Annotated in this window: 24 protein-coding genes; 9 read left to right on the plus strand and 15 right to left on the minus strand. The window is 39.2% G+C overall.

The window, feature by feature from the left end; translation table 11 throughout:
* Nucleotides 1–130 precede the first annotated feature (130 nt).
* Entirely contained in the window at nt 131–964 is an 834-nt protein-coding gene (locus tag U0R10_RS02950) for a transglutaminase-like domain-containing protein (protein ID WP_377982326.1), read from the plus strand.
* Here U0R10_RS02950 and U0R10_RS02955 read toward each other — a convergent pair.
* A complete protein-coding gene (locus U0R10_RS02955) occupies nt 961–1,581 on the minus strand; it encodes a 4'-phosphopantetheinyl transferase family protein (protein WP_377982328.1) in 621 nt (206 codons plus the stop codon). The two genes, U0R10_RS02950 and U0R10_RS02955, sit on opposite strands and share 4 nt — an antisense overlap.
* 55 nt (nt 1,582–1,636) lie before the next feature.
* Here U0R10_RS02955 and U0R10_RS02960 point away from each other — a divergent pair, with 55 nt between their 5' ends.
* From U0R10_RS02960 to U0R10_RS02985, 6 genes are all read left to right on the plus strand, one after another.
* Complete coding sequence (locus U0R10_RS02960; protein ID WP_377982330.1) at nt 1,637–2,527, plus strand: WD40 repeat domain-containing protein; 891 nt, start codon at nt 1,637–1,639, stop codon at nt 2,525–2,527.
* Between the two features lie 33 nt (nt 2,528–2,560).
* Nucleotides 2,561–3,304, plus strand: a complete 744-nt coding sequence (locus U0R10_RS02965; protein WP_377982332.1) for a DivIVA domain-containing protein — start codon at nt 2,561–2,563, stop codon at nt 3,302–3,304.
* A gap of 2 nt (nt 3,305–3,306) precedes the next feature.
* Complete coding sequence (gene folB / locus U0R10_RS02970; protein ID WP_377982334.1) at nt 3,307–3,681, plus strand: dihydroneopterin aldolase; 375 nt, start codon at nt 3,307–3,309, stop codon at nt 3,679–3,681.
* A 38-nt stretch (nt 3,682–3,719) separates the two neighbouring features.
* Nucleotides 3,720–4,742, plus strand: a complete 1,023-nt coding sequence (locus U0R10_RS02975; protein ID WP_377982336.1) for a LacI family DNA-binding transcriptional regulator — start codon at nt 3,720–3,722, stop codon at nt 4,740–4,742.
* A gap of 159 nt (nt 4,743–4,901) precedes the next feature.
* A complete protein-coding gene (gyrA, locus tag U0R10_RS02980) occupies nt 4,902–7,487 on the plus strand; it encodes a DNA gyrase subunit A (protein ID WP_377982337.1) in 2,586 nt (861 codons plus the stop codon).
* 50 nt (nt 7,488–7,537) lie between these two features.
* Nucleotides 7,538–8,971 carry a hypothetical protein gene (locus tag U0R10_RS02985; RefSeq protein WP_377982339.1) on the plus strand — a complete coding sequence of 478 codons (1,434 nt, stop codon included), beginning with the start codon at nt 7,538–7,540 and terminating at the stop codon, nt 8,969–8,971.
* Nucleotides 8,972–9,279: 308 nt separating this feature from the next.
* Here the strand turns inward: U0R10_RS02985 and U0R10_RS02990 are convergent, their stop codons facing one another.
* The 6 genes from U0R10_RS02990 to U0R10_RS03015 form a co-directional block, all read right to left on the minus strand.
* Complete coding sequence (locus tag U0R10_RS02990; protein ID WP_377982341.1) at nt 9,280–10,638, minus strand: HAMP domain-containing sensor histidine kinase; 1,359 nt, start codon at nt 10,636–10,638, stop codon at nt 9,280–9,282.
* Complete coding sequence (locus tag U0R10_RS02995) at nt 10,638–11,318, minus strand: response regulator transcription factor (RefSeq protein ID WP_377982342.1); 681 nt, start codon at nt 11,316–11,318, stop codon at nt 10,638–10,640. The genes U0R10_RS02990 and U0R10_RS02995 overlap by 1 nt, the downstream gene beginning before the upstream one ends.
* A complete protein-coding gene (locus U0R10_RS03000; protein ID WP_377982343.1) occupies nt 11,319–11,786 on the minus strand; it encodes a pyrophosphohydrolase domain-containing protein in 468 nt (155 codons plus the stop codon).
* A 191-nt stretch (nt 11,787–11,977) separates the two neighbouring features.
* Complete coding sequence (locus tag U0R10_RS03005) at nt 11,978–12,469, minus strand: helix-turn-helix transcriptional regulator (RefSeq protein ID WP_377982345.1); 492 nt, start codon at nt 12,467–12,469, stop codon at nt 11,978–11,980.
* A gap of 83 nt (nt 12,470–12,552) precedes the next feature.
* A complete protein-coding gene (locus U0R10_RS03010) occupies nt 12,553–13,392 on the minus strand; it encodes a CvfB family protein (RefSeq protein ID WP_377982347.1) in 840 nt (279 codons plus the stop codon).
* Between the two features lie 52 nt (nt 13,393–13,444).
* Nucleotides 13,445–14,263: a 2,3,4,5-tetrahydropyridine-2,6-dicarboxylate N-succinyltransferase gene (locus U0R10_RS03015; RefSeq protein ID WP_377982349.1), complete on the minus strand. Its 819-nt coding sequence runs from the start codon at nt 14,261–14,263 to the stop codon at nt 13,445–13,447.
* A 501-nt stretch (nt 14,264–14,764) separates the two neighbouring features.
* Between U0R10_RS03015 and gap the strand changes: the two genes are divergently transcribed.
* Nucleotides 14,765–15,757 carry a type I glyceraldehyde-3-phosphate dehydrogenase gene (gene gap / locus U0R10_RS03020; RefSeq protein WP_377982351.1) on the plus strand — a complete coding sequence of 331 codons (993 nt, stop codon included), beginning with the start codon at nt 14,765–14,767 and terminating at the stop codon, nt 15,755–15,757.
* 32 nt (nt 15,758–15,789) lie between these two features.
* Here gap and trmB read toward each other — a convergent pair whose 3' ends face one another.
* The 6 genes from trmB to U0R10_RS03050 are packed head-to-tail and all read right to left on the minus strand — an operon-like array spanning nt 15,790 to nt 24,258.
* Nucleotides 15,790–16,455, minus strand: coding sequence for a tRNA (guanosine(46)-N7)-methyltransferase TrmB (gene trmB, locus U0R10_RS03025; RefSeq protein ID WP_377982352.1), 666 nt, complete (start codon nt 16,453–16,455; stop codon nt 15,790–15,792).
* A gap of 3 nt (nt 16,456–16,458) precedes the next feature.
* The gene (locus U0R10_RS03030) at nt 16,459–17,742 is read right to left on the minus strand and encodes a bifunctional folylpolyglutamate synthase/dihydrofolate synthase (protein ID WP_377982354.1); all 1,284 of its coding nucleotides are present in this window, start codon (nt 17,740–17,742) and stop codon (nt 16,459–16,461) included.
* A 20-nt stretch (nt 17,743–17,762) separates the two neighbouring features.
* On the minus strand, nt 17,763–18,542 hold the full coding sequence (locus U0R10_RS03035) for a hypothetical protein (RefSeq protein ID WP_377982356.1): 780 nt from the start codon (nt 18,540–18,542) through the stop codon (nt 17,763–17,765).
* Between the two features lie 5 nt (nt 18,543–18,547).
* Nucleotides 18,548–19,519: an HU domain-containing protein gene (locus U0R10_RS03040; RefSeq protein ID WP_377982358.1), complete on the minus strand. Its 972-nt coding sequence runs from the start codon at nt 19,517–19,519 to the stop codon at nt 18,548–18,550.
* Between the two features lie 5 nt (nt 19,520–19,524).
* The gene (locus U0R10_RS03045; protein ID WP_377982359.1) at nt 19,525–21,228 is read right to left on the minus strand and encodes a porin family protein; all 1,704 of its coding nucleotides are present in this window, start codon (nt 21,226–21,228) and stop codon (nt 19,525–19,527) included.
* A gap of 6 nt (nt 21,229–21,234) precedes the next feature.
* A complete protein-coding gene (locus U0R10_RS03050) occupies nt 21,235–24,258 on the minus strand; it encodes a tetratricopeptide repeat protein (protein ID WP_377982361.1) in 3,024 nt (1,007 codons plus the stop codon).
* Between the two features lie 177 nt (nt 24,259–24,435).
* Here U0R10_RS03050 and U0R10_RS03055 point away from each other — a divergent pair, with 177 nt between their 5' ends.
* Nucleotides 24,436–26,208, plus strand: a complete 1,773-nt coding sequence (locus tag U0R10_RS03055; protein ID WP_377982363.1) for a M61 family metallopeptidase — start codon at nt 24,436–24,438, stop codon at nt 26,206–26,208.
* Here the strand turns inward: U0R10_RS03055 and U0R10_RS03060 are convergent.
* Together U0R10_RS03060 and U0R10_RS03065 are read right to left on the minus strand one after the other, a co-directional pair.
* Nucleotides 26,205–26,441 (minus strand): hypothetical protein, encoded by a 237-nt coding sequence (locus tag U0R10_RS03060; RefSeq protein ID WP_377982365.1) that lies wholly within the window; start codon nt 26,439–26,441, stop codon nt 26,205–26,207. The two genes, U0R10_RS03055 and U0R10_RS03060, sit on opposite strands and share 4 nt — an antisense overlap.
* Entirely contained in the window at nt 26,441–26,878 is a 438-nt protein-coding gene (locus tag U0R10_RS03065; RefSeq protein ID WP_377982366.1) for a peptidylprolyl isomerase, read from the minus strand. The genes U0R10_RS03060 and U0R10_RS03065 overlap by 1 nt, the downstream gene beginning before the upstream one ends.
* Nucleotides 26,879–26,885 lie beyond the last annotated feature (7 nt).

Genomic DNA, 26,885 nt, shown 5'->3' on the forward strand with positions numbered 1-26,885 from the left:
ATGCTTTTAGCAACCACAAATTTAGTCTCATTTTTCGCCGAAAAAAAATTTAGGATCCAAACATTTATGCAATGGACAGGAGGTTTGATTTTTGAGGATTTTGATTAATTTTGAATGCAATAAATACCTTATGGAAGAACCCGCGATTAAAGCAATGATTCAACTGTTGGACGACTCGGATACCGAAGTAGTTCAATTGGTCGAAGCCCAAATGCGCACCTTGGGTTCTGCGATCATTCCCGTATTGGAGTCGGAATGGGAGCAATTGAGTTTTAATCCTTATTTACAGACCAAAATCGAGGATTTAATTCACGAATTTCAATTAGACTTGATGAAAAGCCGACTCACTCATTGGAAAGAGGGTGGAGGAATGGATTTGTTGGAGGGTATGTGGATTATTTCCACTTATCGCTATCCTGATTTTTCCTATGCCGAATTGCAGACAACCATGGAGCAATTGTATTTCGAGGTATGGCCTCAGATGCGCGATGATTTACATCCGATTGACCAATTGAAAATTCTTAATACGGTCATGTTTGACCAATTGAAATTTGGGGCTAATACAAAGAACTTTCATGCTGCCAATAACTCCTTCCTTAATGTAGTGCTTGACTCCAAAAAAGGTAATCCCATCAGCTTGTGTGTGATTTACATGTGGATTGCTCAGAAATTAGGGATGCCAGTCTATGGGGTTAATTTGCCTAATTTGTTTGTATTGACTTACAAAAAGGATGAACTCCAATTCTATATTAATGTCTTTAACAAAGGATTGATCTTCAATAAAACGGATATTGATAATTACATCGCTCAATTGAATTTAGAGCCTAATGACATCTATTATCAGCCGTGTTCGAATTTAGAAATTGTTCGCCGTGTCCTAAGAAATCTTATTATGGCCTACGAAAAGGCTGGAGATGATTCGTATAAAGATGAGTTAACGAATCTAATTGGTTCTCTAGATTAATCCAACCGTGCCATACTGATGACAAAATCATCTAATTCTTCCCAATAATATTTGATAGACTTTTCTCCCTGAAGTAGGATCGCATTTCCTTCTGTTACTTCTGTATGCCGATCTAATGCAATTGAGTTTTTAAATGATAATCCGGGAATATTCGCTGCTTTATAAATGGATTCTTTAATGGACCAGGCGAGGGTTAAGGCCATGTGGTTTTCGGCCCGGTCGCCTAATTCGTATGTATTTAAGAATCTAGGGGCTATTTTCTCGATTTTTCGACCTTTTTTTTCGATGTCTATGCCAACTTCCTTTTGGTAGCTACAAGCAGCTGCCACGTATGGGAAAGAATGGGTTAAGGATATTTTCCAGTCGGAATTTGATAAATAAGGTCGGTCTCGTTCGTCTTGTTGGAGCACCTCGTCCTTCAATCCAAGCCGTTTACATAAATCATATAGGCAGTAGCGTGCAGCCAAAGATTCGATGCGTTTGATTGGATTTTGGGAATTAATGCTGGGCCAATGTGCTGGAATTTGTTCGAAGAATTCCAGCGGCTCGTCAATTTTCCACACACAGACATGTGTTTCTGGAATTAGTGCGTTGAGGGTGGAGGAAAATTCCGGCATACCGATATATTTGGCTGTAAAATTATCATTTTTGCAATTCAATTAGCTCAGTATTTTGAAAATAGAACGAATTGATACGTTTGCGGGTCACCGTGGTGCAGTTTACGCGTTGGAAAAAGCCGTAGACCAAGCCTTGTTTTATTCGGCGGGAGCAGATGGTTGGGTCGTGCAATGGAATTTAGAAAAACCTGATTTAGGTAAAGTAATTGCTCAAATTCAAGGTTCCGCCTATGCTATGCGGCTAGATCAATTATCGGGTATTCTTTGGGTTGCCCAAAATAATGAAGGTATTCATGGCATTGATTTAGTTTCATTGGAACGGGTATTTTCGATTCCGATGTTAAATCAATCTATTTTTGATATCCAATTTTGGGGAGATCAGGTTTGGGTGGCCAGTTCACATGGCATGATTACGGTGATTGACCGGATGTCGCATCTGGTTAGTAAGCACATTAAAGTAGGAGAGGCGCATGTGCGTTGTTTGCATGTGGTAGGCCAACACATCTTTGCGGGCTATAGCGATGGATTTATTCGTGTTTTTAATGCTCAATTTGAATTAAAATATGCCCAATTAGCTCATGAAAAGCGTGTGTTTTCCATTGTTTCAGCCGGGGATCGTATATTTTCGGTCGGAGGTGATGCGCACATTCGATCATGGGACTGGCATTCGAATGAATTGATCTCAGCATTGCCCGGAATACCTGCGCATATTCAAGCGATTAACTCTATGGTGCTAAGTCCGTGTGGGCACTATTTGGCGACAGGGAGTATGGATAAGACGATTAAAATTTGGGATGTGGGAACATTGACCTTGCGTAAGGTTATTGATTTTGCACGTTATGGGGGACATAAGCATTCCATCAATGCGCTAATTTGGTCCACATATGCAGACTTGTTGGTTTCTGGTTCTGATGATAAACAGATTTCTGTTTGGAAAATCGATTAAAGGTTTTTTATTTTACTACTTAAGATTAATCCTATGAGCATATCAGCAGTTTCTTTTTCCAAAGGTTTTCGTGGATACGATGTGGCAGAGGTGCAAGCCTATGTGAACTCCGTAGATCAATTTGCTGCAGAATCTGCGCGAAACGAGCAGTTGATGCAAGAAAAAATCCAGCAATTAGAACAAGAGGTTAATCGGTTACGTGAGGTGGAATCGTCCCTTTTTCGGGCGATGAAATTAGCTGAGGAAGCACAAGTGCATTGGCAACAGAAAGTTGAAAAAGAAGCCGAGGGGATACTTGCTGATGCGAAGAAAAAGGCAAATGCATTAATTGCTGAATCTGAGCAATCAGTAAAAAAAGCAGCACTATTAGTTGAAAATGAACGCAAGCAACTGCTAGCTCATTCTGAGCAGGAGTTGAAGGAGAAACAGCGTGAGATGGGGCGTTTGGAGGCGGTCCAACAAGCTTTTGCGGAACAGATGTTGGAGCTTTCTCAGCAAACCATAGATCAATTAGCTAAATGGAAGAAGGATGTTCCTCCAGTTGCTCCAGTCAAATCTGAACAGGTGAAAGCTAAATCAGCTTCTAAGATGGTTAAGCCTGTAGTTAAGCCAAAGCCGGTCGCAAAGAAAAAGGCAAAGCCAGTTTCGAAACCTGCAAAATCAAATCATTTGGATGTGACTACGATTGAAGATGATGGCTTGCCTACATTGAATAAAGTGTTGGAAGCCTATGCGAAATCTAGCGGTCCGCGCGGAAAAGTGGGTGATTTAAATTAGAAATGATGCGGATATATCAGGTGCGATTAGAGGATGTACGGTTGTTTGGGTATCATGGATTGTTTCCTGAGGAGCGTGTATTGGGCAATTGGTTTATTTTAAATCTGGCTATTTCGAAGCGAATTACCCAAGCTTTTGAGGATGATATTAATCGGACAGTGGATTATGGCCAACTATACACGGTATGTGTTGAGATCATGCGTGAGCCGGTTGATTTGTTAGAAACACTATGTGAGCGGATTGCTGCCCGTTGCAAAGAACTGCATTCTGATTATGTGGAATTGGAGATTCGAATAGGGAAGGAGCATCCACCGATGGGTATGATGGGAGGTCGTTCAAGTGTGGTTTGGAAGGAGAATTTGGAGATGAATATTTAAAAAAAAGAGTGTAAATTCGAATCAAAATAATCCTAGTTATGCGTCATCAAGTTACGATCAAAGACATTGCCAAGCAGTTGAATGTGTCCGTAGCGACTGTATCGCGAGCTTTGCGTGATTTACCGGATATTCATCCGGATACTAAAAAATCAGTTTTAGATTTGGCGGCTGAGCTTGATTATCAGCCAAATGTATTGGCAACAAGTTTAGTGAAAAGTAAGACAAAGACATTAGGGCTAATTGTTCCTGATTTGGGTTATTACTTCTTTTCTACGGTGGTCAAGTCCATTGAAGAGGCTGCTATTGCGGCGGGTTATTCCTTGTTGATTACCCAAACGCAAGAGTCGTATGAGCGGGAATTGATCAATATTCAGAATTTATCTCGTTCTCAAGTAGAGGGAATTATTATATCGCTTTCGCGTGAGACGGTTAATTTGGATCATTTGAATCGTTTACAGCGTCGTGGGATTCCCTTGGTGTTTTTTGATCGAGATAGTGATGAGATTCATGCGTCCAAAGTGATGGTTGACAATGAGCAATCAGCCTATGAGGCAGTTAAACATTTGTTGGAAAATGGTTGTAAGCGCATCGCTTTTTTGGCTGGGCCTAAAAACGTATCGGTTAGTAATCAGCGCCGCTTAGGTTATTTACGCGCTTTATCGGAGGCTGGGATTGAGGCAGATCCAAGTTTGATTTTTCATTCTGATTATTTCCAGGATACTGCCAAATCGCAAACACATATTTTGATGCGCATGGACAATGCACCAGATGGAATTCTGGTGGTTTCTGACCGTTTGGCTTTGGGCGTTTTAATGGCGTTGAGAGAGCTTAAAATTCGGGTTCCAGAGGATGTTAAAATTGTTAGTTTTAACAATGAGCCTATATGTTCTGTTGTTTCTCCAACGATTTCGTCGGTGGCGCAGCCTTTAGTCGAAATAGGGCAGTTGGCCTTCAAATTATTAATCGACCAAATTGAAGGAAAAAATGCGGGAGATGCTCCTGTAATTGAGGTGTTGAAGACACAATTAATGGTACGTGAATCGTCTGTTCGCGTCAAATAGTAGCTTAATTCGAGCTTCTATTTATTCATTTTTTTTACTGAATTTTTTCTTGGAAAAATAGGCAGAATTTGAGATATTTGTACCTATTGAAAATCTCTGTTTTTTCCTTTCAAAAGGAATGATTGAACATGGGTTGTTCAACGAATCAAATCATTATTTATGTCATTACAAACGAATATTATCCCAATCAACATCGAAGATGAAATGAGAGGGGCGTACATTGATTATTCAATGTCGGTCATTGTTTCTCGTGCCTTACCAGATGTGCGTGACGGTTTGAAGCCGGTGCATCGTCGGGTTTTGTACGGTATGGAGGAGTTGGGTGTTAGTTATAATAAATCATACAAGAAATCGGCACGTATTGTCGGTGAGGTTCTAGGTAAGTACCACCCGCACGGTGACTCATCTGTTTATGATACGATGGTGCGTATGGCCCAAGATTGGTCATTGCGTTATCCTTTGGTTGACGGTCAAGGTAACTTTGGTTCTGTCGATGGTGATTCTCCCGCAGCGATGCGTTATACGGAGGCACGTTTGAAGCGTATTGCGGATGAGATGTTGGGTGATTTGAACAAAGAAACGGTTGATTTTCAGCCTAACTTTGACGATTCTTTGGATGAGCCTTCTGTTCTTCCTGCTAAAATTCCCAATTTATTGTTGAATGGTACTTCAGGTATCGCGGTGGGTATGGCGACGAATATGGCGCCACACAACTTGACTGAGGTGGTTGATGGTATTGGTGCGTATATTGATAATCGTGACATTACGATTGCCGAGTTGATGCAATACATTAAGGCTCCAGATTTTCCAACAGGAGGTACCATCTACGGTGTTCAAGGTATAAAAAATGCATTTGAGACTGGTAGAGGTCGTATCGTTGTTCGTGGAAATGCGACATTTGATACGTCAAAATCGGGTAAAGAACAGATCATTGTATCGGAGATTCCGTACATGGTTAATAAAGCTTCTTTGATTAAGCAATGTGCTGATTTGGTGAATGATAAGCGTATCGAGGGTATTTCTGAGATTCGTGATGAGTCGGATCGCCAAGGAATGCGTATTGTTTTTGATTTGAAGCGTGATGCCGTAGCGAATGTGGTATTGAATAATTTGTACAAATTTTCAGCATTACAATCGTCATTTAGTGTAAACAATGTGGCTTTGGTGAAGGGTCGTCCGATGATGTTAAATCTGAAGGATTTGATTCATCATTTTGTGGAGCATCGGAATGAGGTGATTATTCGCCGTACGCAGTTTGATTTGCGTGAAGCGCGTAAGCGTGCACACATTTTGGAAGGCTTTATTATTGCGTTGGATAATTTGGATGCGGTCATCAAGTTGATTCGTAATTCGAAGGATCCGAATGCGGCGCAAGAAGGCTTAATGAGTACGTTTAATTTATCTGAGATTCAATCGAAGGCTATTCTAGAGATGCGTTTACAACGCTTAACTGGCATGGAACGTGAGAAGATCATGAATGAGTATGCGGAAATCATGAAGTTGATTGATGATTTGGAAGACATTTTGGCTAAGCCAGAGCGTCAGTTACAAATTATCAAAGATGAGTTATTGGAGATGAAGCAGCGTTATGGCGATGAGCGTCGTACGCAGATTAACATGACGGATGAGGAGTTCTCGGTAGAGGATATGATTGCGGATGATGAGATGTTGATTACTGTTTCTGCGCAAGGATATATCAAGCGTACGCCGATTACCGAGTATCGTTCACAAACGCGAGGTGGCGTAGGATCACGCGCGGTGATTACGAAAGATGATGATTATACGGAGCATTTGTTCTCAGCAACGATGCATAATTGGTTATTATTCTTTACAGAGCGTGGTAAGTGTTTCTGGTTGCGCGTTTATGCAGTGCCGGAGGGTTCTAAGAATTCGAAAGGCCGTCCAATTCAAAATATGATGAATATTGAGAATGGGGATACAATTCGTGCGGTGATCAATGTGAAATCGATTACGGATCCGGATTACATTGATAATAACTTCATTGTTATGTGTACAGAGGATGGAACGATTAAGAAAACTTCGTTAGAGGCTTATTCGCGTCCACGTCAAAATGGTATCAATGCGATCACGATTCGTGAAGGAGACCGTTTATTAGATGTTGCCTTAACCAATGGAAATAATCAGATTGTTATTGCCACGAATACAGGTCGTTCAGTACGTTTTGAAGAGACACGTGTACGTCCGATGGGCCGTACTGCTGCGGGTGTGAAAGGTATTTGGATTGATGAGTCGATTGCTACGGAGAAGGTAATTGGTATGGTTTGTGTGTCAGATCCTGAGGTTCAACAGTTATTAGTTGTGTCTGAGAAGGGATTTGGTAAGCGTTCAGAGGTTGAAGATTACCGTTTGACTAATCGGGGTGGAAAAGGGGTTAAAGCCTTGAATATCACGGAGAAAACGGGTAATTTGGTGGCTATCAAGGAAGTAAATGATAATAATGACTTGATGATTATCACGAAGGCGGGTATTTTAATTCGCACAAGTGTGGCTGAGTTACGTGTGATGGGTCGCAATACGCAAGGGGTGAAATTGATTCGTTTAAAAAATGAGACAGATGAAATTTCATCAGTAACTAAAATTGAGAAAGAACCAGAACCGGAAGAGGTAGTGTTGACTGAGGGTGTTGAGATAGTAGAAGGAGCGGTAATGAATCAAACTTCAGAAGATGAAGCAGGGGAGGAGACTCCAAATGTGGATGGAGCTGAAGAGCAAACAGAAGAATAATTTTTTGGCCCGTATGTGCATACGGGCTTTTTTTTAATTTAACTAAACATATGAAAAAAGTAGTTTTAACCCTGATTACTGTGGTCATGGCCGCAGGCTCAACGTTCGCTCAGGTGGACAAGGCTTTGGTCGAAGCACAAAAGAAGAGTATTTTGGATGCTGTTAAAAAGACAGATGAATCGGTAAAGAAATCACCTACGAAGCCAAGATTATGGTTAGATCGTGCGGTTGCCTACTTTGATTTGGCATCTTTCCCAGATTCGACCGTTTCTACATTGGATTTAGAGGCTTCATTTAAAGCAATTGAATACATTGCTGAAGCAGTTAAATTGGATACAAAAGATGGTAAAAAAGGTTCGATAGCGAAGGATGCAGAGAAATTATTGGATGGAAGAGAGAAGGCTTATGGCGCATTGATGAACGTAGGTGTCATTAAATACCAAGGAAAGGATTATTTATCTTCATTCCGGTATATGTCCAAGGCATCTGAAATAGCACCGAAAGACACGATGTCTGCGATGTACACGGGGGTTGTTGCACAATTGTGTCAAAAAGATGCAGAGGCGCGCAAGTCGTATGAGCATTATATGGCGATTGGCGGTAAGGATATGGCTATTATATATGGTTTAGCTCAAATTTACAAGGTAGCTAAGGAAGAGGAGAAGGCTTTGGCTATGTTAGATCAAGGTATTGCGCTTTATCCATCGAATAAGGATTTACGTAATGAGAAATTCAATATGTTGATTTCTTTCAATCGTATCGATCAGGCGATTACTCAATTGAAGGGATCGGTTGAAAAGGATCCTAAGGATGTGATGAATTTGTTTAATTTGGGCTTATTGTATGAAAATAAGATCAATGGCTTGAAGGATGAGGTGAACAAAATTGCAGAAGCTGCCATTAAAGTTGAAAGTGCAAAACGTAAGGTTGCTTCTCAAAAAGATAAGGCAGAGGTTTATGTGGATGAGTTAAAGCGTGTGAAGGCGAAGTTGAAAACGGCTCAGCCGAAGCAAAAGCCAGTTTACCAAGCACAAATCAATAAAATTGAGGCATCGATTAAGGCTGATAATGACGAATTGAAGTTGTTAATGGATGAGCAAGCTGAAGCAGAAAAGGCAGTAGGGGATGTGGCAGCGAATAAAGCCAAAATGGACGAATTACAAGGTAAAATTGCCAAATTGCGCGAAGAATTACCAGGTTTCTATATTCGTGCCTTAGAGGTAGATGCGAATTATTATGATGCTTTGTATCAATTAGGTGCGATGTCATACAATGATGCGGCTGAAATAAAGCGCAAAGTGAATGCAATGGACATGGAAACCTATAAGAAAGAAGGTAAGGCGGTAGAGGAGCAAATTGCGGCTAAATACAAAGAGGCTTTACCATATTTTGAGCGTGCGTTGGTTGTGAAGAAAGATGATGACTTAAAGGAGATCTTGCGCCAAGTATACCGTGAGTTGAAAATGGAAAAGTCAGTAGATTAAAAGATAAAACGCTGGACGTCAGACATTAGACGTTAGTCATTAAGAAAAGGCTGCTCAGAAATGTGCAGTCTTTTTTTTAGGTAAGAAGTAAGAAGTAAGAAGGTCGAGTAATAGAAGCTATTGTAGGTTTATCTAATACCTATTTAACATAATATAAATTATATAACAAATTAAATAGTAACCGTAGATAAGCGATACTTCGCGTATTTGTGGATAATTAGACGCGAGAATCGCGTTCCTACATTTTTTACGAATAACCTCCTTTATATAGCTTCCAATGTCTAACGTCCAACGTCTAGCGTCTAATTTTAGAGTCTAATACTAAACGTCGTCCAGCCATTCAATTCAGATTGTACGGTAATTTGGCCAGTGTGTAAATGTACGATCCGTTCAACAAGTGATAAACCGATGCCATAGCCCTTCGAATTGGCTGTATTTTCGCCGCGAAAGAATGGTTGGAATATATAAGGTAAATCAGCCTCAGGAATACCTTTTCCTTCATTTTTCACCTCGATAACAATCTTGTTATGCTCAATGGCCAGCTGTACAAAAGCCTGCTTATTTGGGCTGAATTTGCATGCATTTTCCATTAAATTTTTAATGGCTGTTAAGATCAGTTTTTCATCGCCCTTGATCATCAATAACTCTTCGTCCTCGGGCATGAATTGTGTATCAAATAGTACTTTATAGGACGTATTTAACTTCTGTGTTAAACTGCGCGCTTCCCAAAGTATTTCGTCAATTCGAATCAACTGAAAACCTGCTTGGTAGTCAGAAACACTGATTTTATTTAATTCAAGTAAGGATTCAGTAATTGCTGCCAAATCTTGTGTATCCTCTAAAACTGAGGCAATTGTCGACTTATAATCTGCTGTGGAACGCTCATTTAACAAACTAACTTCTAATTGTGCCGAAATCTTCGTTAATGGGTTTTTTAACTCATGTGAAACATTGGCAATAAATGTTTTCTGAAACCGAAAGGCACTTTCGATTCGCTCTAACAAACGGTTAATGGTTGCTACCATTTTGCCGATTTCATCCTCCGAATCTGCTGTTTCCAGCCTTTGTTCTAAACGTTTGGGCGATAATAAATCCACTTGTTTAATGACCTCAGAAATAGGACTTACTGCCCTACCCGCAAAGAACCAACCGGATATAACCACGATAAAAACGAACAAGAGAAACAAAGCGATTAGAATGTTCTTTAAATCCTTTGCATTTTCGACGGTATATTGGTCAACCGCACCCGCAAAAACGACTATTTGGCCCTCCGGAGTCACAAATACAGTACCGAGTACCTCCAAATCATCCATTTCAAATCGAACTTCTTTCTTCTTGAAAACTTCGCGTACACGATTGACATCAATATGAAAGTTGATCGTATCATTCGATCGATAAATGCGCTCATTACATGTATCATAGGCCATTATATTCTCTCGATACAAGATATCGCGATTAGCGCGATCGATGATTCTTAATAGCTTAGAATCAACTTGTTTTACGTTGACTAATAATTCTGCGGCGGTATTTGCTTTTTGGCGCAGCCGACTGTAAAATTTGTCTTTATAGTTCTGCTGGGTGAAAACATAGATAATGAAATACGAAACGAATAAAATCGCCGAAACTAAATACGTAAACTGATATGTTAGTCTGGAACGTATCTGCATTATTCTTGTCGTAAAATGTATCCCATACCAAATTGTGTATGAATCAATTTGCTTGAAAAGCCCTTATCTACCTTTTTTCGCAAGTAATTCACATATACTTCGATCAAATTTGAGCTATTCTCATCCTCAACTTCCCAGATATTTTCGGCGATTTCAGCCTTAGAAATGACTTTTTCTTGGTTGCGAAGAAAGTATTCCATCAACTGGAATTCTTTGGCTGTTAGGTTTATTTTCTGTCCAGAACGAGAGACAATTTTACTCGTAAGATCTAATTCTAAGTCGGCAAATTTCAATACCTGTGCCTCAATCATCGTCTGATTGGAACGTTTAATTAGCGCTTTAACACGAGCTAAAAATTCTTTAAAGTCAAAAGGTTTAGCTAAATAGTCATCCGCTCCTGCATCAAACCCTTCTATTTTATCGTCGGTGGTACTTAATGCGGTCAACATCAATATAGGTGTTTGAATACCTTCTGCCCGTAATTTTCGGCATAGCTCAAGGCCATTGATACCTGGAATAATGATATCTGAAATGATTAATTGATAGGCATTACGAATGGCTAACTGGTGCCCCATATTCCCATCATAAGCCACTTCAACGACATAATTATTCTCTTCTAATCCTTGTTTTAAGGATTGAACTGTTTTTGGCTCATCTTCAATTAATAAGATTTTGACCATTTAGCGTAAGATACTCACCAGGTCTGCTGGGGAATAATTAATAGATTTAAGTACTTTATTGTCCGCCTTGCGATATACCTTCCACAAGCCATTTTCTTCTAAAATTTCTGCTTCAGTACCATCTTTATCTGCATAAAATTTTACCGTTGCTTCTGCTTCAGCTAAGCTTTGACAAGCTTTTGACATATTGGATCGCTGTACTTCATTGAATAATTCGACGAATTTTTCACCCATGCCAAACTCCAAAACAGCTCCTGAAAGGACATATTGTAAATCACATAAAGCGTCGGCTATTTCAACTAAATCATTCGCAGCTATGGCTACTTTGAGCTCTTCTAGTTCTTCTGCCAACAAGCTTACGCGGAGCTGGCAGCGTTCTGCGCTAGGAATACCTGGTTTATCCACAATGGGTGCACCAAATGTTTGATGAAACTGGGCTACTTGGTTTAAAGAATCGAGTTTTTGCATATTTTAAGCGTTATTCCTTTAAAATTAAACAATTAATTATGCAAATTAAAAAGCCATTTAGCTAGCTATATGGTCCATTTGTGCACATTATCCACACTTATCCACATAAAATTGTGGATAAGTGGTGAAATTAATCCACAATTGTTCACAACTGTGGATAAGTCGTGGAAAAGTTTGGGTATTGTAAAATCCTAAGACTGTGGCTTGCTTTCTGAAAAAGTCCCATCCGTATAGAAAATTAGTACGCGCTCAATTTTCTTTTCTAGGTAAGTTGGGTTTGCCACCGAAGCGGTTACTGGAACGTTGGAATTACGCTCAACATGACTGCTTTCTCTGGTGCGTCTGAGATTTGATTGTACGATCGTTTGTTCAGGCGAATTATTTTTAACGGATTCTGAGGGCGTTGGTAAAATTGGGTCAAAAAGAGAAGGAGTTGAAGGGGCTGGAACAATTTCTTTAGCTACAGCCACAGATCCTAGCGTACGATCCTCAAATAATAAATCTTCAGCTGTGATTTCAGGAAACACACGTAATATCTTCTGAACTACATCTAAGCTTGGCTTATTGCGGCCAGAAAGAATATGTGATATACTACTACGAGGAATACCTAATTTATCAGCGAATTGTGATGCGCTTAGTTGCTTACGCTTGATTAACAATTCTATCTTTTCACTTAAATTCATAATTGGTTTTTGTAAACAAATGGTATTACAAAAGTAAATTATAAATTAACAAAAACAAACTGAACTTCGAAGACAAATGTGATTTACAAAAGTGATATACAATCCGAATGCAACGTGATCAATTTACTTTTGTAAAGAGAACCAACTCCCTTTTTAAAGTCCTTTTTAGACATACCTAATTCAAAATAGATCTCCTCAGCAGGGCTTTTATCATGTAATTTAAGGACACCATTACTGGCTTTTATCGCATTTAATATACGCTCAGCTTGCGCATCGATGCGGACCATGCCCACTTGTTCTAAACGTAAATCAAGTTTACCATCTGCCCTTACGTTACTAATGTATACATCAGTCGGCTCGCCAAAAGTTAAGTTTGTAAACACCTGATTTTTAAATAGCATTCCAATTTTACAATTGTTTACCAAGCATTTGATTCCTAAATCGGTGTGTTCGAATGGAATGGCTGATACTTTGTCTCCAATTGTAAATTCACTACCATCGGTGACGGGAAGAAATTTTTCAATGCGTGCTGATGCGACGATACGATCAGTTTGTCCATCTAAATAGATATAAACAAAATAAGATCTACCTACCGACATCTTTTGGAATTGTTGGCTGAATGGAACGAATAGATCTTTGGCTAAACCCCAATCCATAAATACACCCAGTGGAGTAACGGATTTTACTTCTAGATAGGCAAATTGATCGATGGTAGCCTTTGGTTTTAAAGTCGTGGCAATGATGCGATCTTCTGAATCTCGGTAAATGAATACGTCAATAAAATCATCTATCTGATAATTTTCAGGTACATATTGTAGAGGAAGTAAGATTTCGTCTTCATACCCGTCGAGGTATAATCCAAATGGGACTTCTTTAATAATTCGTAGGTGATTGTATTCACCAATTCTTAATTCATTTTCCATAAAAAAACCCGGTTGTTTGAACCGGGTTATAAAGGTAAGGATAGATTTTGGTTTAGACTACCACATTGTTCTCGCGCAAGGCTTGATTCAATGAGGTTTTTAAATCAGTGCTTTCTTTTCGTTTACCAATAATTAAGGCGCAAGGTACTCCGTACGTGCCAGCAGGGAAATTCTTTTGAATAGATCCTGGGATAACAACTGAGTTTTCAGGAACATATCCAATATACTCCACTGGCTCAGGTCCACTTACGTCAATAATCTTAGAACTACCTGTAATGGTTACTCCAGCACCTAAAACTGCCTTTTTCCCAATATGAGCTCCTTCTACCACAATACAACGAGAACCAATAAACGCACCGTCTTCAATAATTACCGGAGCAGCTTGTGGTGGTTCTAATACTCCACCGATTCCAACGCCACCGCTTAAATGTACATGTTTGCCTATTTGGGCACAACTGCCAACGGTCGCCCAGGTATCTACCATCGTTCCCTCGTCTACATACGCACCAATATTGACATAAGAAGGCATTAATATCGTTCCTTTTGCCAAAAACGCACCATATCGTGCCACAGCTGGAGGTACAACGCGAACTCCCAATTCCTTATAATTTGTTTTCAAACGCATTTTATCATGGTATTCAAAAATGCCCACTTCACTTACAGTCATCTGACGAATAGGGAAATACATGACAATGGCTTTCTTCACCCATTCATTTACTTGCCATGTTCCATCGGCTTTTGGTTCAGCGGTACGTAAATCGCCAGCATCTACGGATGCTACTACTTGTTCAATCGCCGCGATAACTTCTGGGGTATTTCTTGTCTCCGGTTTGTCCCAGGCCGACAAAATGATTTGTTCTACTGAATTCATAAAATATGTATGCAAAAATTTAGGAGTGCAAATTACCAATAAAAGATTTTTATCTCGACTCTTCAGCTAAATAAATCTTGATTGGGCGTAATAAGGCCACAAAAATGCCAATTTTCCACCAAGAATTTAACTTCAACTTTAATTAGCTAACTTACTGATTATCAGTTAGTTGATATTTTGTTCCAAATAATGTTTTGTGTAAAAAGGCTTGAAAATTAGCCAAATAAACAAGTGACATTCTGTCACTCCCCTGCCCCACTCGATTTGCGAAGCATTTCCATACTCAAATATGCAAAATATTTTTGAATAAAAAACGTATCCGAGGTAAATTTATCAAAAAATGCCTTAATTAGCATTTTAACTAAATTAGATTTGTTCGATTAACAATTGTTTAATATGGATTTAAAACGTTTAAATCAAGGTATTTTCGCACTATTCTTGGAATTATTCTATTAATTGGCTATTTTTGATTTTAATAAGGAAATCAAATTAATTCATTCAATGAGAAAAATTAAAGTTGCCATTAATGGTTTTGGTCGCATCGGTCGACTTACTTTCCGTCGTTTATTGGAAAAAGAAAATGTAGAAATCGTTGCAATCAATGATTTAACTGACAACGCTACTTTAGTACACTTGTTAAAGTACGATTCAGTACACGGACGTTTTAACGGAACTGTTACTTCAGATGCAGATAGCATTACTGTCAATGGTCACGTAATCAAAGCTTTTGCTGAGCGTGATCCAAAACAATTACCTTGGGGTGCTTTAGGAATCGACGTTGTATTAGAATCAACAGGTCGTTTTATTGATCAAGATGGTGCTGGCCAACATTTAACAGCTGGTGCGCGTAAAGTTATTATCTCCGCTCCTGCTAAAGGTGATATTCCTACAGTTGTATTAGGTGTTAATGATGATACATTAACAGATGATATGACAATTATCTCAAATGCTTCTTGTACGACAAACTGTTTAGCTCCAATGGCTAAGGTTTTAGATGACGCATTCGGTATCGAAAAAGGATTTATGACTACTGTTCATGCTTACACAGCTGATCAGAATTTGCAAGATGCACCTCACTCCGATTTACGTCGTTCTCGTGCTGCTGCTTATTCAATTATTCCAACATCTACAGGTGCTGCTAAAGCAGTTGGTTTAGTTTTACCACACTTGAAAGGTAAATTAGACGGAAACGCGATGCGTGTACCTACTCCAGATGGTTCTGTGACAGACTTTACGGTTGTATTGAAGAAAGATGCTACTGTGGCTGAAATCAATGCTGCTTTGAAAGCTGCTGCTGATGGCCCAATGAAAGGTATCTTAGAATTTACAACAGACGAAATCGTTTCTATCGATATCATTGGAAATTCACACTCATGTATCTTGGATTCTAAATTAACAACAGCGATGGGTAACCTAGTGAAAGTTGTTGGTTGGTATGACAACGAATTTGGATATTCTTCTCGTGCAGCTGATTTGATCGCTCGCGTAGGATAATTCGAACTACATATTAGTAACAAAAAAGAGGCTTATGCCTCTTTTTTGTTTTCTACCCGCGCATAATTGATTGTAAATCCCTTATCGTACCAAATTTTTTCAAACCGGGTCTTTATCCCAAAATGATCTTCATTCCATTCCGAAGTATATAAATCCTTTGTTTGGGCCAATATAGGTAGTTGGTGCGCATGAAACTGCTCCAGCGAATAATCGAAGAACGGTTCTGAATCCGTTTTTAAATGTATAATCCCTCCAGGTTTTAATAAGCGTAAATACTTCTTCAAAAAGAACGGAAAAGTCAAGCGCTTCTTCTCATCCCGGTCCTTCATACGTGGATCCGGAAAAGTGATCCAAATTTCATCAATCTCATTTGGCAAAAAGAAGTCTTCAATAAATTGAATTTGAATTCGTAAAAAGGCAACATTCTTTAGTTGCATACTTTCCGCCTGCCTTCCACCTGCTGCGAGACGATCTCCTTTAATATCAATCCCTATAAAATTTTTATCTGGGAATAACTGGCCCAATCCATTCGTGTATTCTCCTCGGCCACACCCCAGCTCTAAGACAATCGGATTTGAATTTTGGAAATATTCAGCAAGCCATTTTCCTTGGCAATGTTCAAAAAAATCTTTGGGACTTTGAATGACATTGGCCAAAGCCTCAGCCCATTCGTATTTGTATGTTTTTCTTCGACTCAAAATCTATTCAGCTATTTCAGCGACCATATAGGTGCTTCCTGTAATTAATATAAAATCTGCCTGCGTCTTGCGCGCCGTTGCTAGCGCGACATTGACATTGGTAAATGTCTTACCCTGCAATCCGAAGATATTTGCCTTAGCTTGAAGTTCATTGGCTGATAAGGCTCTCGGATTCGAAGCCTGGGTGAAATAATACTGCGCATCTGTTGGAAACAAACCTAACACACGATCCAAATCCTTATCAGCGACCATGCCCAAAATGATATGAAGCTGAGCTATTTTCATTTTAGCCACCTGACCTAATACCTCCGTAATTCCAGATGCATTATGTGCGGTGTCTGCTACCACCCAAGGTTCTCGACCCATAATCTCCCATCTTCCACGTAATTGGGTATTTTCTCTTGCCAATTGAATTCCCCGTTGAACTGATCGTGCTGTCAGTTGTAAAACATGCATTTTACTCAATTGAGCACACCAGGCAATGACGCCACGTATGTTATGCACCTGATACGCGCCAGCATAAGGACTAATAATCTCTAAATCACCCCAAACTTCCGTATGTGCCAACAAGTGTAACTCTAAACCGTTTTGGCTCACCTGCGAAATCTTTACCACATCAGTTGCAAATTGAAGCGGGGCATTACGTTCCAGTGCCGTGGCTTCAAAAACTGCTTGAATTTCTTCTTGTCTTTCGCTAATGAGTATCGGAATCTGGCTTTTTATAATTCCTGCTTTTTCCGAAGCAATTTCTGTTAAGGTATCCCCAAGAATATCTTGGTGATCATAGCCTATGTTCGTGATATACGTCGCTATAGGCTCAATGATATTTGTCGAATCCAACCGTCCACCCAATCCTGTTTCAATGATTGCATAATCCACACCTTGTTCCTGGAAATAGGCAAAGGCCATAAGGACTGTCCATTCGAAAAAACTAGGTCTGATTTCAGAAATTAAGTCTTGATGTTTCTGGAAAAATGCAACCACCCATTTTTTAGAAACTTCTTTTCCGTTGACTTTAATTCGCTCTGTAAATGATTTTAAATGCGGAGATGTGTAGAGGCCAACTCGAAATCCTTGCTCCTGCAAGATAGAAGCCATAAAATGGGATGAACTCCCCTTTCCATTTGTACCTGCAATATGTAAGCTTTTAAAATGCTGTTGGGGATTACCTAGCTGAGCCGCCAATTGTTGAATATTCCCTAATCCTGGCTTGAACGCTTTTTTACCTTCCCGATGAAATACAGGAAGTTGGGCATATAAGAAGTTGACAACCTCCTCGTAAGTCATACCAGTCAAAATATCCTGAATTAGTTTGTAGGGACAATTTTGATCGTTTTAAATCCACTAGCACCGCGTGAAATACCTTCACTGCGTGGATAAAAACGGGAATTTTTGATGAGTTTTTTATAACGTTCTGCTAAAGAAAGTTTGACGTTTGTCCGGTCAATTCTAATCTCGGTGACATTACCACGTTCGTTGATCCGAATGAAGAAGGTAATTTCCCCTGTTTCAGATCCATTTTCTATACCGTTCAAAGCCTTGGTATCAAATGTCCAATCTTGTGCAATTTTACCCTCACCTTGCCCGGTTCCATTTCCAGATCCACGACCACCGCCACCAAGACCGGTTCCTAAACCTTTTCCAGATCCAGCACCTGTTCCTGTTCCACCACCTGCTCCAGAAGCAGAACCAGCTTTTGGACTACGTTTACCAAGAGTTAATGATAAGTCCACGGGCTCCTCCACCTCTTTTGGTTCTACGGGAACCGGCGGTTGGGCTTTAACGGTCACTGGACTAACTATGTTACTTGTTAATGCAGGTGTTGATGTCGTTTGAACGGCATCGGCAGTTGATTGAGTTAATTCTTGTTTCTGAGGTGCTGGGGCTGGAGCCGGTGGTTCTTGTTCAAAACTAATTTCACCCATACCAGCATCTTCTACAGGGATTGCCGGCGGATTGGGTGAATCATTCCAAATTTTTACCTGCCAAATTAGCAAAAACAACAGCGTATTAATCGCTAAAGTTATGGCTAAAGCCTTACGCTGATTGCTTTTTTCGAACTTTTTATCTGAATATGCTAAGCTCATAGGTACTATTGTTTTTTAAACACCCAAATATCTAATTTCTTGTCTTTCTTTAATTCAGCGGCTTTTTGATAACCTAAATCAAAATTTGCTACGCGTCCTACACTTACCCGGAAATGCTTCTCTCCTGCTTCTTTTTCAATGATTTCGACGTCAGTAAAGCCCTTGCTGACTAATTCCGATTGACAAAGGGCTGCTTTTTCCTCTGTCAAAAAACTTGCAGCGACTAAATAAATTTCGTCTGAAGGGATAGGTTCAACTTTTTCAACTGATTTCGCTACCTCTGGTACAGTAGTAGTAACCGATTTAGCAGCAACTACTGGCGTGGCTACTTTTTCTTTTTTCTTAATCTTAATAGTCAATGGACTCATCGAACTATTTACATACCGCGAATTAGGCTCGGTTAAATAATAAGCAGCGGTACCCCCTAGCATAAATGCCAAGATCACATAGGTATAAAACTTAACTGATACTCGCTTTTGTTTTTCCTCAGCAACCACAGGTGCAGCATCGGTCATTGATTCTACAACTGGATTAGAAATTAATACCGGCTTTTGAGCCTTTGGCTTTATTTGTACAGGTATTAGACCGAATTGAGCTAAATCAAAATTAGTATCAGGATTAGGTTCAAAGGTGATTTTTGATTCATTCTGTAAGGTGAATGTCCCAACTTTCCCCAAAATAACCTCCTCACCTGCTTGAATTCGCTGATTTAATGCAAGGGCAAAATCATGTATGGCTTTAAAGGCATCTTTTTGTTTTAATCCTTCTTTTTGAGCTAATGCCATGGCTAATACGCCATCATCCGATCGTAAACGCTCATTAAAGGCAACCCATTTACGTTTCGGATAAATAGTTGAAGTCGATTCATCAAATGTAAAATCTTTTGTATTTAGAACGAAACCACCAAACTGCGGAATTACCACGCAATCATAGTTGAGTAAAGATTCTTCGATAAGGGATACAATCGTTTCTTGCATATTGACTAAAAAGAATAAGCTACACCTACCGTATAGTTAAGTCCTTGGGTAGCATAGTTCAAATATCGTTGATATTCTTTACCCAACAAATTATTTGCACTGACAGAGGCATTGAATTTTTTGGTGATCAAATAATTTACTTTCAAATTCAAATCAATAATGTCATCCATTTTGACTGATTTGCCCGTTTTAGCTTGCATACCATAAAGTCCGCCTATGTAGAATAAGTCAGGCGATACAATGATACGATCTTTAAATGTGATTGAATTCGTAAAAGATAAACTCAACAATGGTCTCGAAATCGCCTTTCCATCCGCAATATTAATATTCGTAAATTGATTGTAGTCGTATTTTAGAATTGATAAAACCTTATCGAAGGTTTGATAATTGATCTGTCCCGACAAATTCAATACCTGAACTTTCTTATCCCCTCCCGCGTAGGCAATATTAAATCGAGTTGAGTCAGTCGCTGGAACAAAAAACGCCAAATCGCTGAATTCAGAATAGGAAACTTTCATTTCAAAATCTAAGTTGCGTTCATTTGAGCCCTTAACCCCACCATAAATATTTGATGTTTGAACCGTATTACGCAAGTTAACTTGTTGAGCCATCCAATTATTCTCACCAACAAACTGATTCAATGAATTGAAATAAGTTTCACCCCCTAAGCCCACGAACACATGTATAAAGTCGGTAGGCTTCACATCCAATTTTACAATGGGGAATAAACGGGTCTTATTTACACCTAACAATCTATCTTTTTCATTCGCTAAATTAATTCCTGCAGTCACCGACAAGCGATTATTCTTGTATAGGAAACTCGGTTTAATCCGGTATAACTCCCGGCGATTCGTTTGGCCAAATGTGTTTTCAGACATGTTCATTTCACCAACTAAATAGGCCGACAAATTATCGTTCACATGTAAGATAGATTGAATTTTGCTATCCCAAATCCATTCACGCGTATTGTAGTTTGTGCTTAAATAAGTTAATCCGGAGGTAGCGATGTAATCAAATTTGGCATCTTTCTTTGCATTGGAAATACTACCGGCATAATTGAACTTATTATACGTAATGGCTAGATCACGGATTGTTCCACTGCCATCAAATATTTTCTCATCACGTCCGTAGTAATTATTACCAGTACGTCTGAAGCTGATTTGACCATCCAATAAATACTGGCCCGTAAAGGTTTTTGAATACGCTTTTACTTCATTTTCATTCCGCCCTGAATTCGCTCCAGCTACAGGTCCGCGCCGATTAGCATCATGATTAATGTATAATCCATGAAATTGAGTCTCCTTTGGATTAAATCCAAAATGGCCATTCAAAACAGTATGTCCGAAATTACCAGCGCCAATTTTAACTAAGTTTTTAAACTTTGGACCAAAAGAAGAAACTAATTCATCTCCTGTACGAGGACCAATTACAGAAGTCGTTAAAATCGTTTTGTTGGCTGTTTCCCATCTACGATCAAAAAATTCGTACTTCATTTTGCGCCCTTTTTGCGCATTTTCAATTTCAGTTAAGGGCTCAAAATTGCGCGAAATTTGCGGTTGGAGTACAATTTTACGCTCTTTCTCTAAAATGATATCATCATTCTGAATATTTCCTTCCTTTTTATCTTGAGCCAAGACTTGTACTTGTACCCCCAAGATTCCAAATAAGCTGCAAAGGATGATTGATTTTGCGTTCATTTTAATTTTCATGTTCTCTTATTTAAGGGGTAAGCTTTTTAATTTCGTTTTGGCCACTTCAACAATCGCATTATCCGTTGAGTTATCAATAATCGATTTTAAGATTGCTCGCGCTTGTGCTAAATTTTTTAGGGACACAAAGTTGTCGGCCAACAATACATAGGCTTTACCTATGACGCCATCTGAAACATCCGCAAATTCATTTTTGAATTTGGTGGTAATCATTTCATTTGACTCTTTGTATTTTCCTACTTGGCTTAATTGCAAGGCAAATTCAATTTGCGCTTCACCCCCAATATCATTTTTATCTAAAGCGATTGTTTTAGTTAACCATTCATTGCGCTGACCTATTTGCGTACTATCCGAATAGGAATCCGCAAGTTTACGACTCATCGTTGCTAATTCTGTGGTCGAATACAAGTCTAAGGGCTCTACCTCTAGAATTACTTTGCCAACTGAATCTAAATTTTTAGCTGCATAGAAAGCATTGAAGATTTGGGTGTAGCCCATTAATACATTTTCAGGTTCTTTGATTTTTGCCTGATGCATCCGGTAGAAATTCACAGATGACTGGTAATTACCTAAGTTGAATTCTAATTCAGCCGTACGTAAAATGGCTTTATTTACTTGTGGGTGCGCATTTTGCTCGACAACCTTTTTGTAGGCAGCAACTGCTTCCGTGGAATCCTTGATTTGATCTGCCGCATCCGCAATTAAATAATAGGCTTCCACGACATTCTCATCCGTTGGATATTTGGTCACAAAATCCTTCAAGGCAGGAATTGCTTTGTCAAATTTCTTACCATCATAAATACCCTTTGCTGCGCTATATTTCAAATCCATAGCCTCAGCATCGTTGGATTCAGACGCATGACTTGCTTGGTAATTCTCCAATACTTGGCCAAATTCTTCTGGACGACCCACTTTAATTAAATTCTCTTGCAAGCCGATCAATGCATCTTTGGCAATTTTGTCACCAGAGAATTCATTGATAATGCGTTTGTAATCCGCAAGAGCTAATTCAAATTGCTCATTATTTGTATACGCTTGAGCACGTTTTAAAATCGATTGCGCTAGGTACTCACTCTTGGTTTTGGCATCAATTATTTCTGTAAAGCCTGCAATCGCCTCTTTGTACTTATGTCCATTAAACAATAAGATGTTCTCTTGGAAAATGGCATCTTCGGCGAATTTAGAATCTGGGAAATTCATTCGAACCTGCTTGAAGGTTTGTCTTGCTTCTGCATCGCGGTTCAAATAACTAAGCGTCATTCCTTTTTGATACAAGGCGTAATCTTTTTCAGTTTTAGCGATTTCTGCAGCTTGTGAATAATAGGTCAACGCATCTTGATATTTACGTGAAATCAAATACGTGTCAGCTAATCGAATTAAGATAGCAGGATTGTTTTTTGAGTTTGGCGCTGCTTTTAATCGATCAACATATGCCTTGAAAAGATTATTCGCTTTTGTGAAATCCTTCGTATTAAAATAGGCGAACGCAAGTCCCATGCGAACTTGTTGGATGAAATCTTCGGTTTGTCCTTTGCCGGTCAATAATGGATTATATAATTCGATGGCCTCATCGAATTTCTTTAACTGAGATAGCGTCTCTGCTTTTCCAAGTAAGGCCAATTGCGTGTATTGAGCCTTTTGAGGGGTATTAATCGAAATATCAAATAACTTAATGGCCTCATCAAAATGTTCCTCATTGTAGGCACGAACACCTAAATTATAACTTAATGTCTGGTAGGCCTCGTTTAATTTAGGAGATCGATTCGTTAATCCTTGCAAATATTCTAAGGCCACCTTTAGGTTGTCGGCATGTAAAAACGCATCAGCAACTAATTCTACCGCTTCTTCTGTGAATTTACTTTTTGGAAATTTCGCATTGAAAGCCTGAATTTCTTGAATGGTTTCAGATGCTCGCCCTAAATCTAACTGTACTTTAGCGTGGTTATAATAGGCTTCTTCTTGAATTTGGGTATTAAAACTTAGGTTTTTCGCTAAATCAAAAGCTTCTAAAGTTGCCGCCAAATTTCCCGCATTTAACTGCGAAAGTGCAAGTGTAAATGCAGCATATTGACCCAAAGAGTCTTTTTGACTTGCTAAACCTTTCAATTGGGTAGCTGCCTCATTAAACTTTTTAATGCGGTATAATGAATAGCCTAAGCGGTATTGAGACGTTGGATTGATTTTATTTCCTGTTGCCTTGATTAGCACATCATAACTTTTAGCTGCTTTTTCAAAACGCTCAAGTTTAAATTGTACATCGGCCACGAGCTGGGATAACTCATCTAATCGGTAACCGGAATTCTTTTTTACGAGTATGGGTTCTGCATAATTCAATAATTCATTGAATTTTGATTGGTTGAAATAGCAAAGCGCAATCCAATTGGGAATTTCCCGACGGTACTTACTACTTGCTTCCGCCTTTTGGAAATCTGGTGCTGCATCAGCGTAACGCTTGTCATTGAATTGAATTACCGCGGCATAATATGCAGCAGAAAGCGCATATTCTTCTTCCTGCTCTACTTTTATCTCATTAAAATAAGGCAAGGCTTCAGTGAAGTTTTTGAGTTCGTAATACGAAACGGCTAATTTATATTTAGCTTCTAGATTGGTTTCAGATGATTTGCTCAGGTATTTAACAGCTTTGGCATAATCGCCATTGTCATAGAAAAACGTACCAATGCCACGTAAAAGCTTAATTGCTTGCGGATGTTCTGGATTATTTGCCACAAAACGCTCGGCTAAAATCTCGGCCTCAGGCTGGCTCATGTACAATGAACACATGGTCATGTAATATTCTGCTAAAACCCTTTGCCCAGCTTGCTCATTACTTAATGGTTCAATACTCCCAAGATAGGCATTGAATTCTTCTCGTGCAGCCACATAATTCTTTGCATCAAAGTATTCTTTGGCCTGACGAAAATGTAAAGTATGATCTTTGAAACTAAGTGTTTGTTGGCCAAAGGCCCCCAAGCTCACGCAGAAAAAAAAGAAAGCTGAGACCCAGCGAATCGATCTTGAATGGTTATTCATTTGAAAATGTTTACAACATGCACATTGAATCAAAAATACGATTTTTCTTTTAATTTATTGTTTGAGGCTTTTGATTTATTTTAGGTGCTCCCTACCAATTAATAGCTATTTCTTAGGAGATACGGCCTATTTTACTAATTTTAGGTTTTCTATTTCATCCTAATAAACTTTAAATCAATGTATCTTAAGAAATTAGCAATCCTAAGCCTATTATTTCTGGGATTTGAACTAAGTGCCGCTCCGATTAAGCATCTCGTTCAAATGTCCAACCCACAATCCCATTACTTTGAAGTGACAACTACCTTAGATGTTAGTAAGGAAACGGCAAAATACATCGATTTGAAGATGGCTGCTTGGACACCTGGCTCTTATCTTATCCGTGAATTCGCACGAAATGTGGAACAAGTACATGCAACTGCACAAGGAAATTCCTTACCTATTGACAAAATCTCAAAAAACACCTGGCGCATTTCCTTGAAGCCTGGTATGAAACAAGTACAAGTCAAGTACCAAGTTTATGCATTTGAACTTTCTGTTCGTACTTCATTTTTAGATGATGCGCACGGTTACATCAATCCTGCTAGTGTATTATTATATGTGGCCAAATGGGCCAAAGAACCACAGGAACTTAGTATTGTGCCGCATAAAGACTTTAAACGGGTGTCAACTGCCTTAAAAAATGTGGGTGGCTTTAATTATGTCGCAAAGGACTTAGATGAATTAATTGATTCACCTATTGAAATTGGAAACCACAAGGTTTGGGATTTTAAGGTGAATAATATTCCCCATCAAATTGCCTTTTATGGTCCTGCGAAAGTCGATTCGGTGAAATTCTTATCCGATGTAAAGAAGATGGCGGAGGAAGCACAAAAAGTAGTTGGCGAACATCCTTGCGATCACTATTTGTTCATCATCCATAATTTAAACCGTGGTGGTGGCGGGTTGGAACACTTATACTCCACAACTTGTCAGGTAACGCGTTCTAATTATGAGACAGCGAAAGGTTACCAGGGAATTATGAACCTATTGGCCCATGAGTATTTTCATCTATGGAACATAAAGCGCATTCGTCCTAAATCTTTAGGACCTTTTGACTACGAAAATGAGAATTATACGCACAATTTGTGGTTCTCAGAAGGTATAACGAGCTATTATGCCGATGTCATCAATCAGCGTACGGGTATGGTTTCTACGACAGATTACATCAAAGGTTTAGGTGAAGAAATTGCTGGTGTTGAGAATACGCCAGGTAATCAGGTGGAATCTGCTGCTGAGGCAAGCTGGGATGCTTGGATCAAATATTACCGTCCGAATGAGAATTCTCGAAATTCAACGGTTTCTTATTATGACAAAGGTTCTTTATTGGGTGGGGTTTTGAATATGTGGATCATCAGCCAAACCAAAGGTGCTCATTCATTGGACGACGTTTTCAAACTTTTATATCAAACGTATTATTTGAAACAAGGTCGCGGATTTACGGATGCGGAACTTGAAAATGCATTTACCACTGTTGCGGGAACTTCTGCCGCTACTTTCTTTAAAGAATCGATTTATGGTGTAAAAACACCTGATTATGCTGGATTATTTGGCCAATTTGGTTATTCGTGGTCTGATGTCAATACAGGTAAATCAATTCCATTTGCAGGATTTAATGCCATGGCTGGTCGGGTTACTTCGATTTATAAAGCAGGTCCAGCATTCGTAGCAGGATTAAATGTGGGCGATGAGATCGTGCAAGTAAATCAAGTGGATTTTGCTGGGGTGGATAAGTTGCTTGCCGACAAAAAAGTAGGTGATGTATTGAAATTTCGTGTGAAACGCGATGGCATGGAACGTACGTTTGATCTAACAATTAGTCAAACTCCACTCAAATCATTTGTGATTCAATCCGTTGAAAAACCGAGTGACGCACAGTTGAAATTACGCCATAAGTGGTTAGGAGGTAATTAATCGATATACTTTGCCTTTTCAGCATACATCGACTGAAAGGTCTCAATGACAAATTTTTGAAAGGAGGAGCTGGATGCCAGCTCCTCTATTTCTTTTTGGGAGGAAAAGTCCATGACGGAGTATTTATAACTCTGTTCCAAATGCGGGGTTTCGAATTTCAAAATGTACTTCGAGTTCCATTCGAAAAGCGAAATGCGCATGGAGTCATTCGGTATTTCCTTGATAAAATGCATTAGTCGTGAATGATTTTAACGCTTTGAATCACATCTCCTTCGCGGATTTGATCGATTACATCAAGACCTTCAACAACTTTACCGAAACAAGTATGCTTTCGATCTAAGTGTGCCGTATTGTTACGAGAGTGGCAAATGAAAAACTGAGAACCACCTGTATTTGGTCCACGATGTGCCATAGAAAGTACTCCACGATCATGGAATTGATTATTTCCAGTTAATTCACATGGGATTGAATAACCCGGACCACCCGCTCCCGTTCCGGTTGGGTCGCCCCCTTGTACCACGAAATCAGCAATAACTCGGTGGAAAATTACTCCATCATAAAAGCCCTTCTCCGAAAGATCAATGAAATTTTTCACGTGAATCGGAGCATCTTCTGTATAAAATTCGATTTTCATTAACCCTTTATCGGTCAACATTTCTGCGTATGCCATCTTATTT

It is taken from the genome of Aquirufa avitistagni (genome assembly GCF_042715545.1).
Taxonomy (GTDB): domain Bacteria; phylum Bacteroidota; class Bacteroidia; order Cytophagales; family Spirosomataceae; genus Aquirufa; species Aquirufa avitistagni.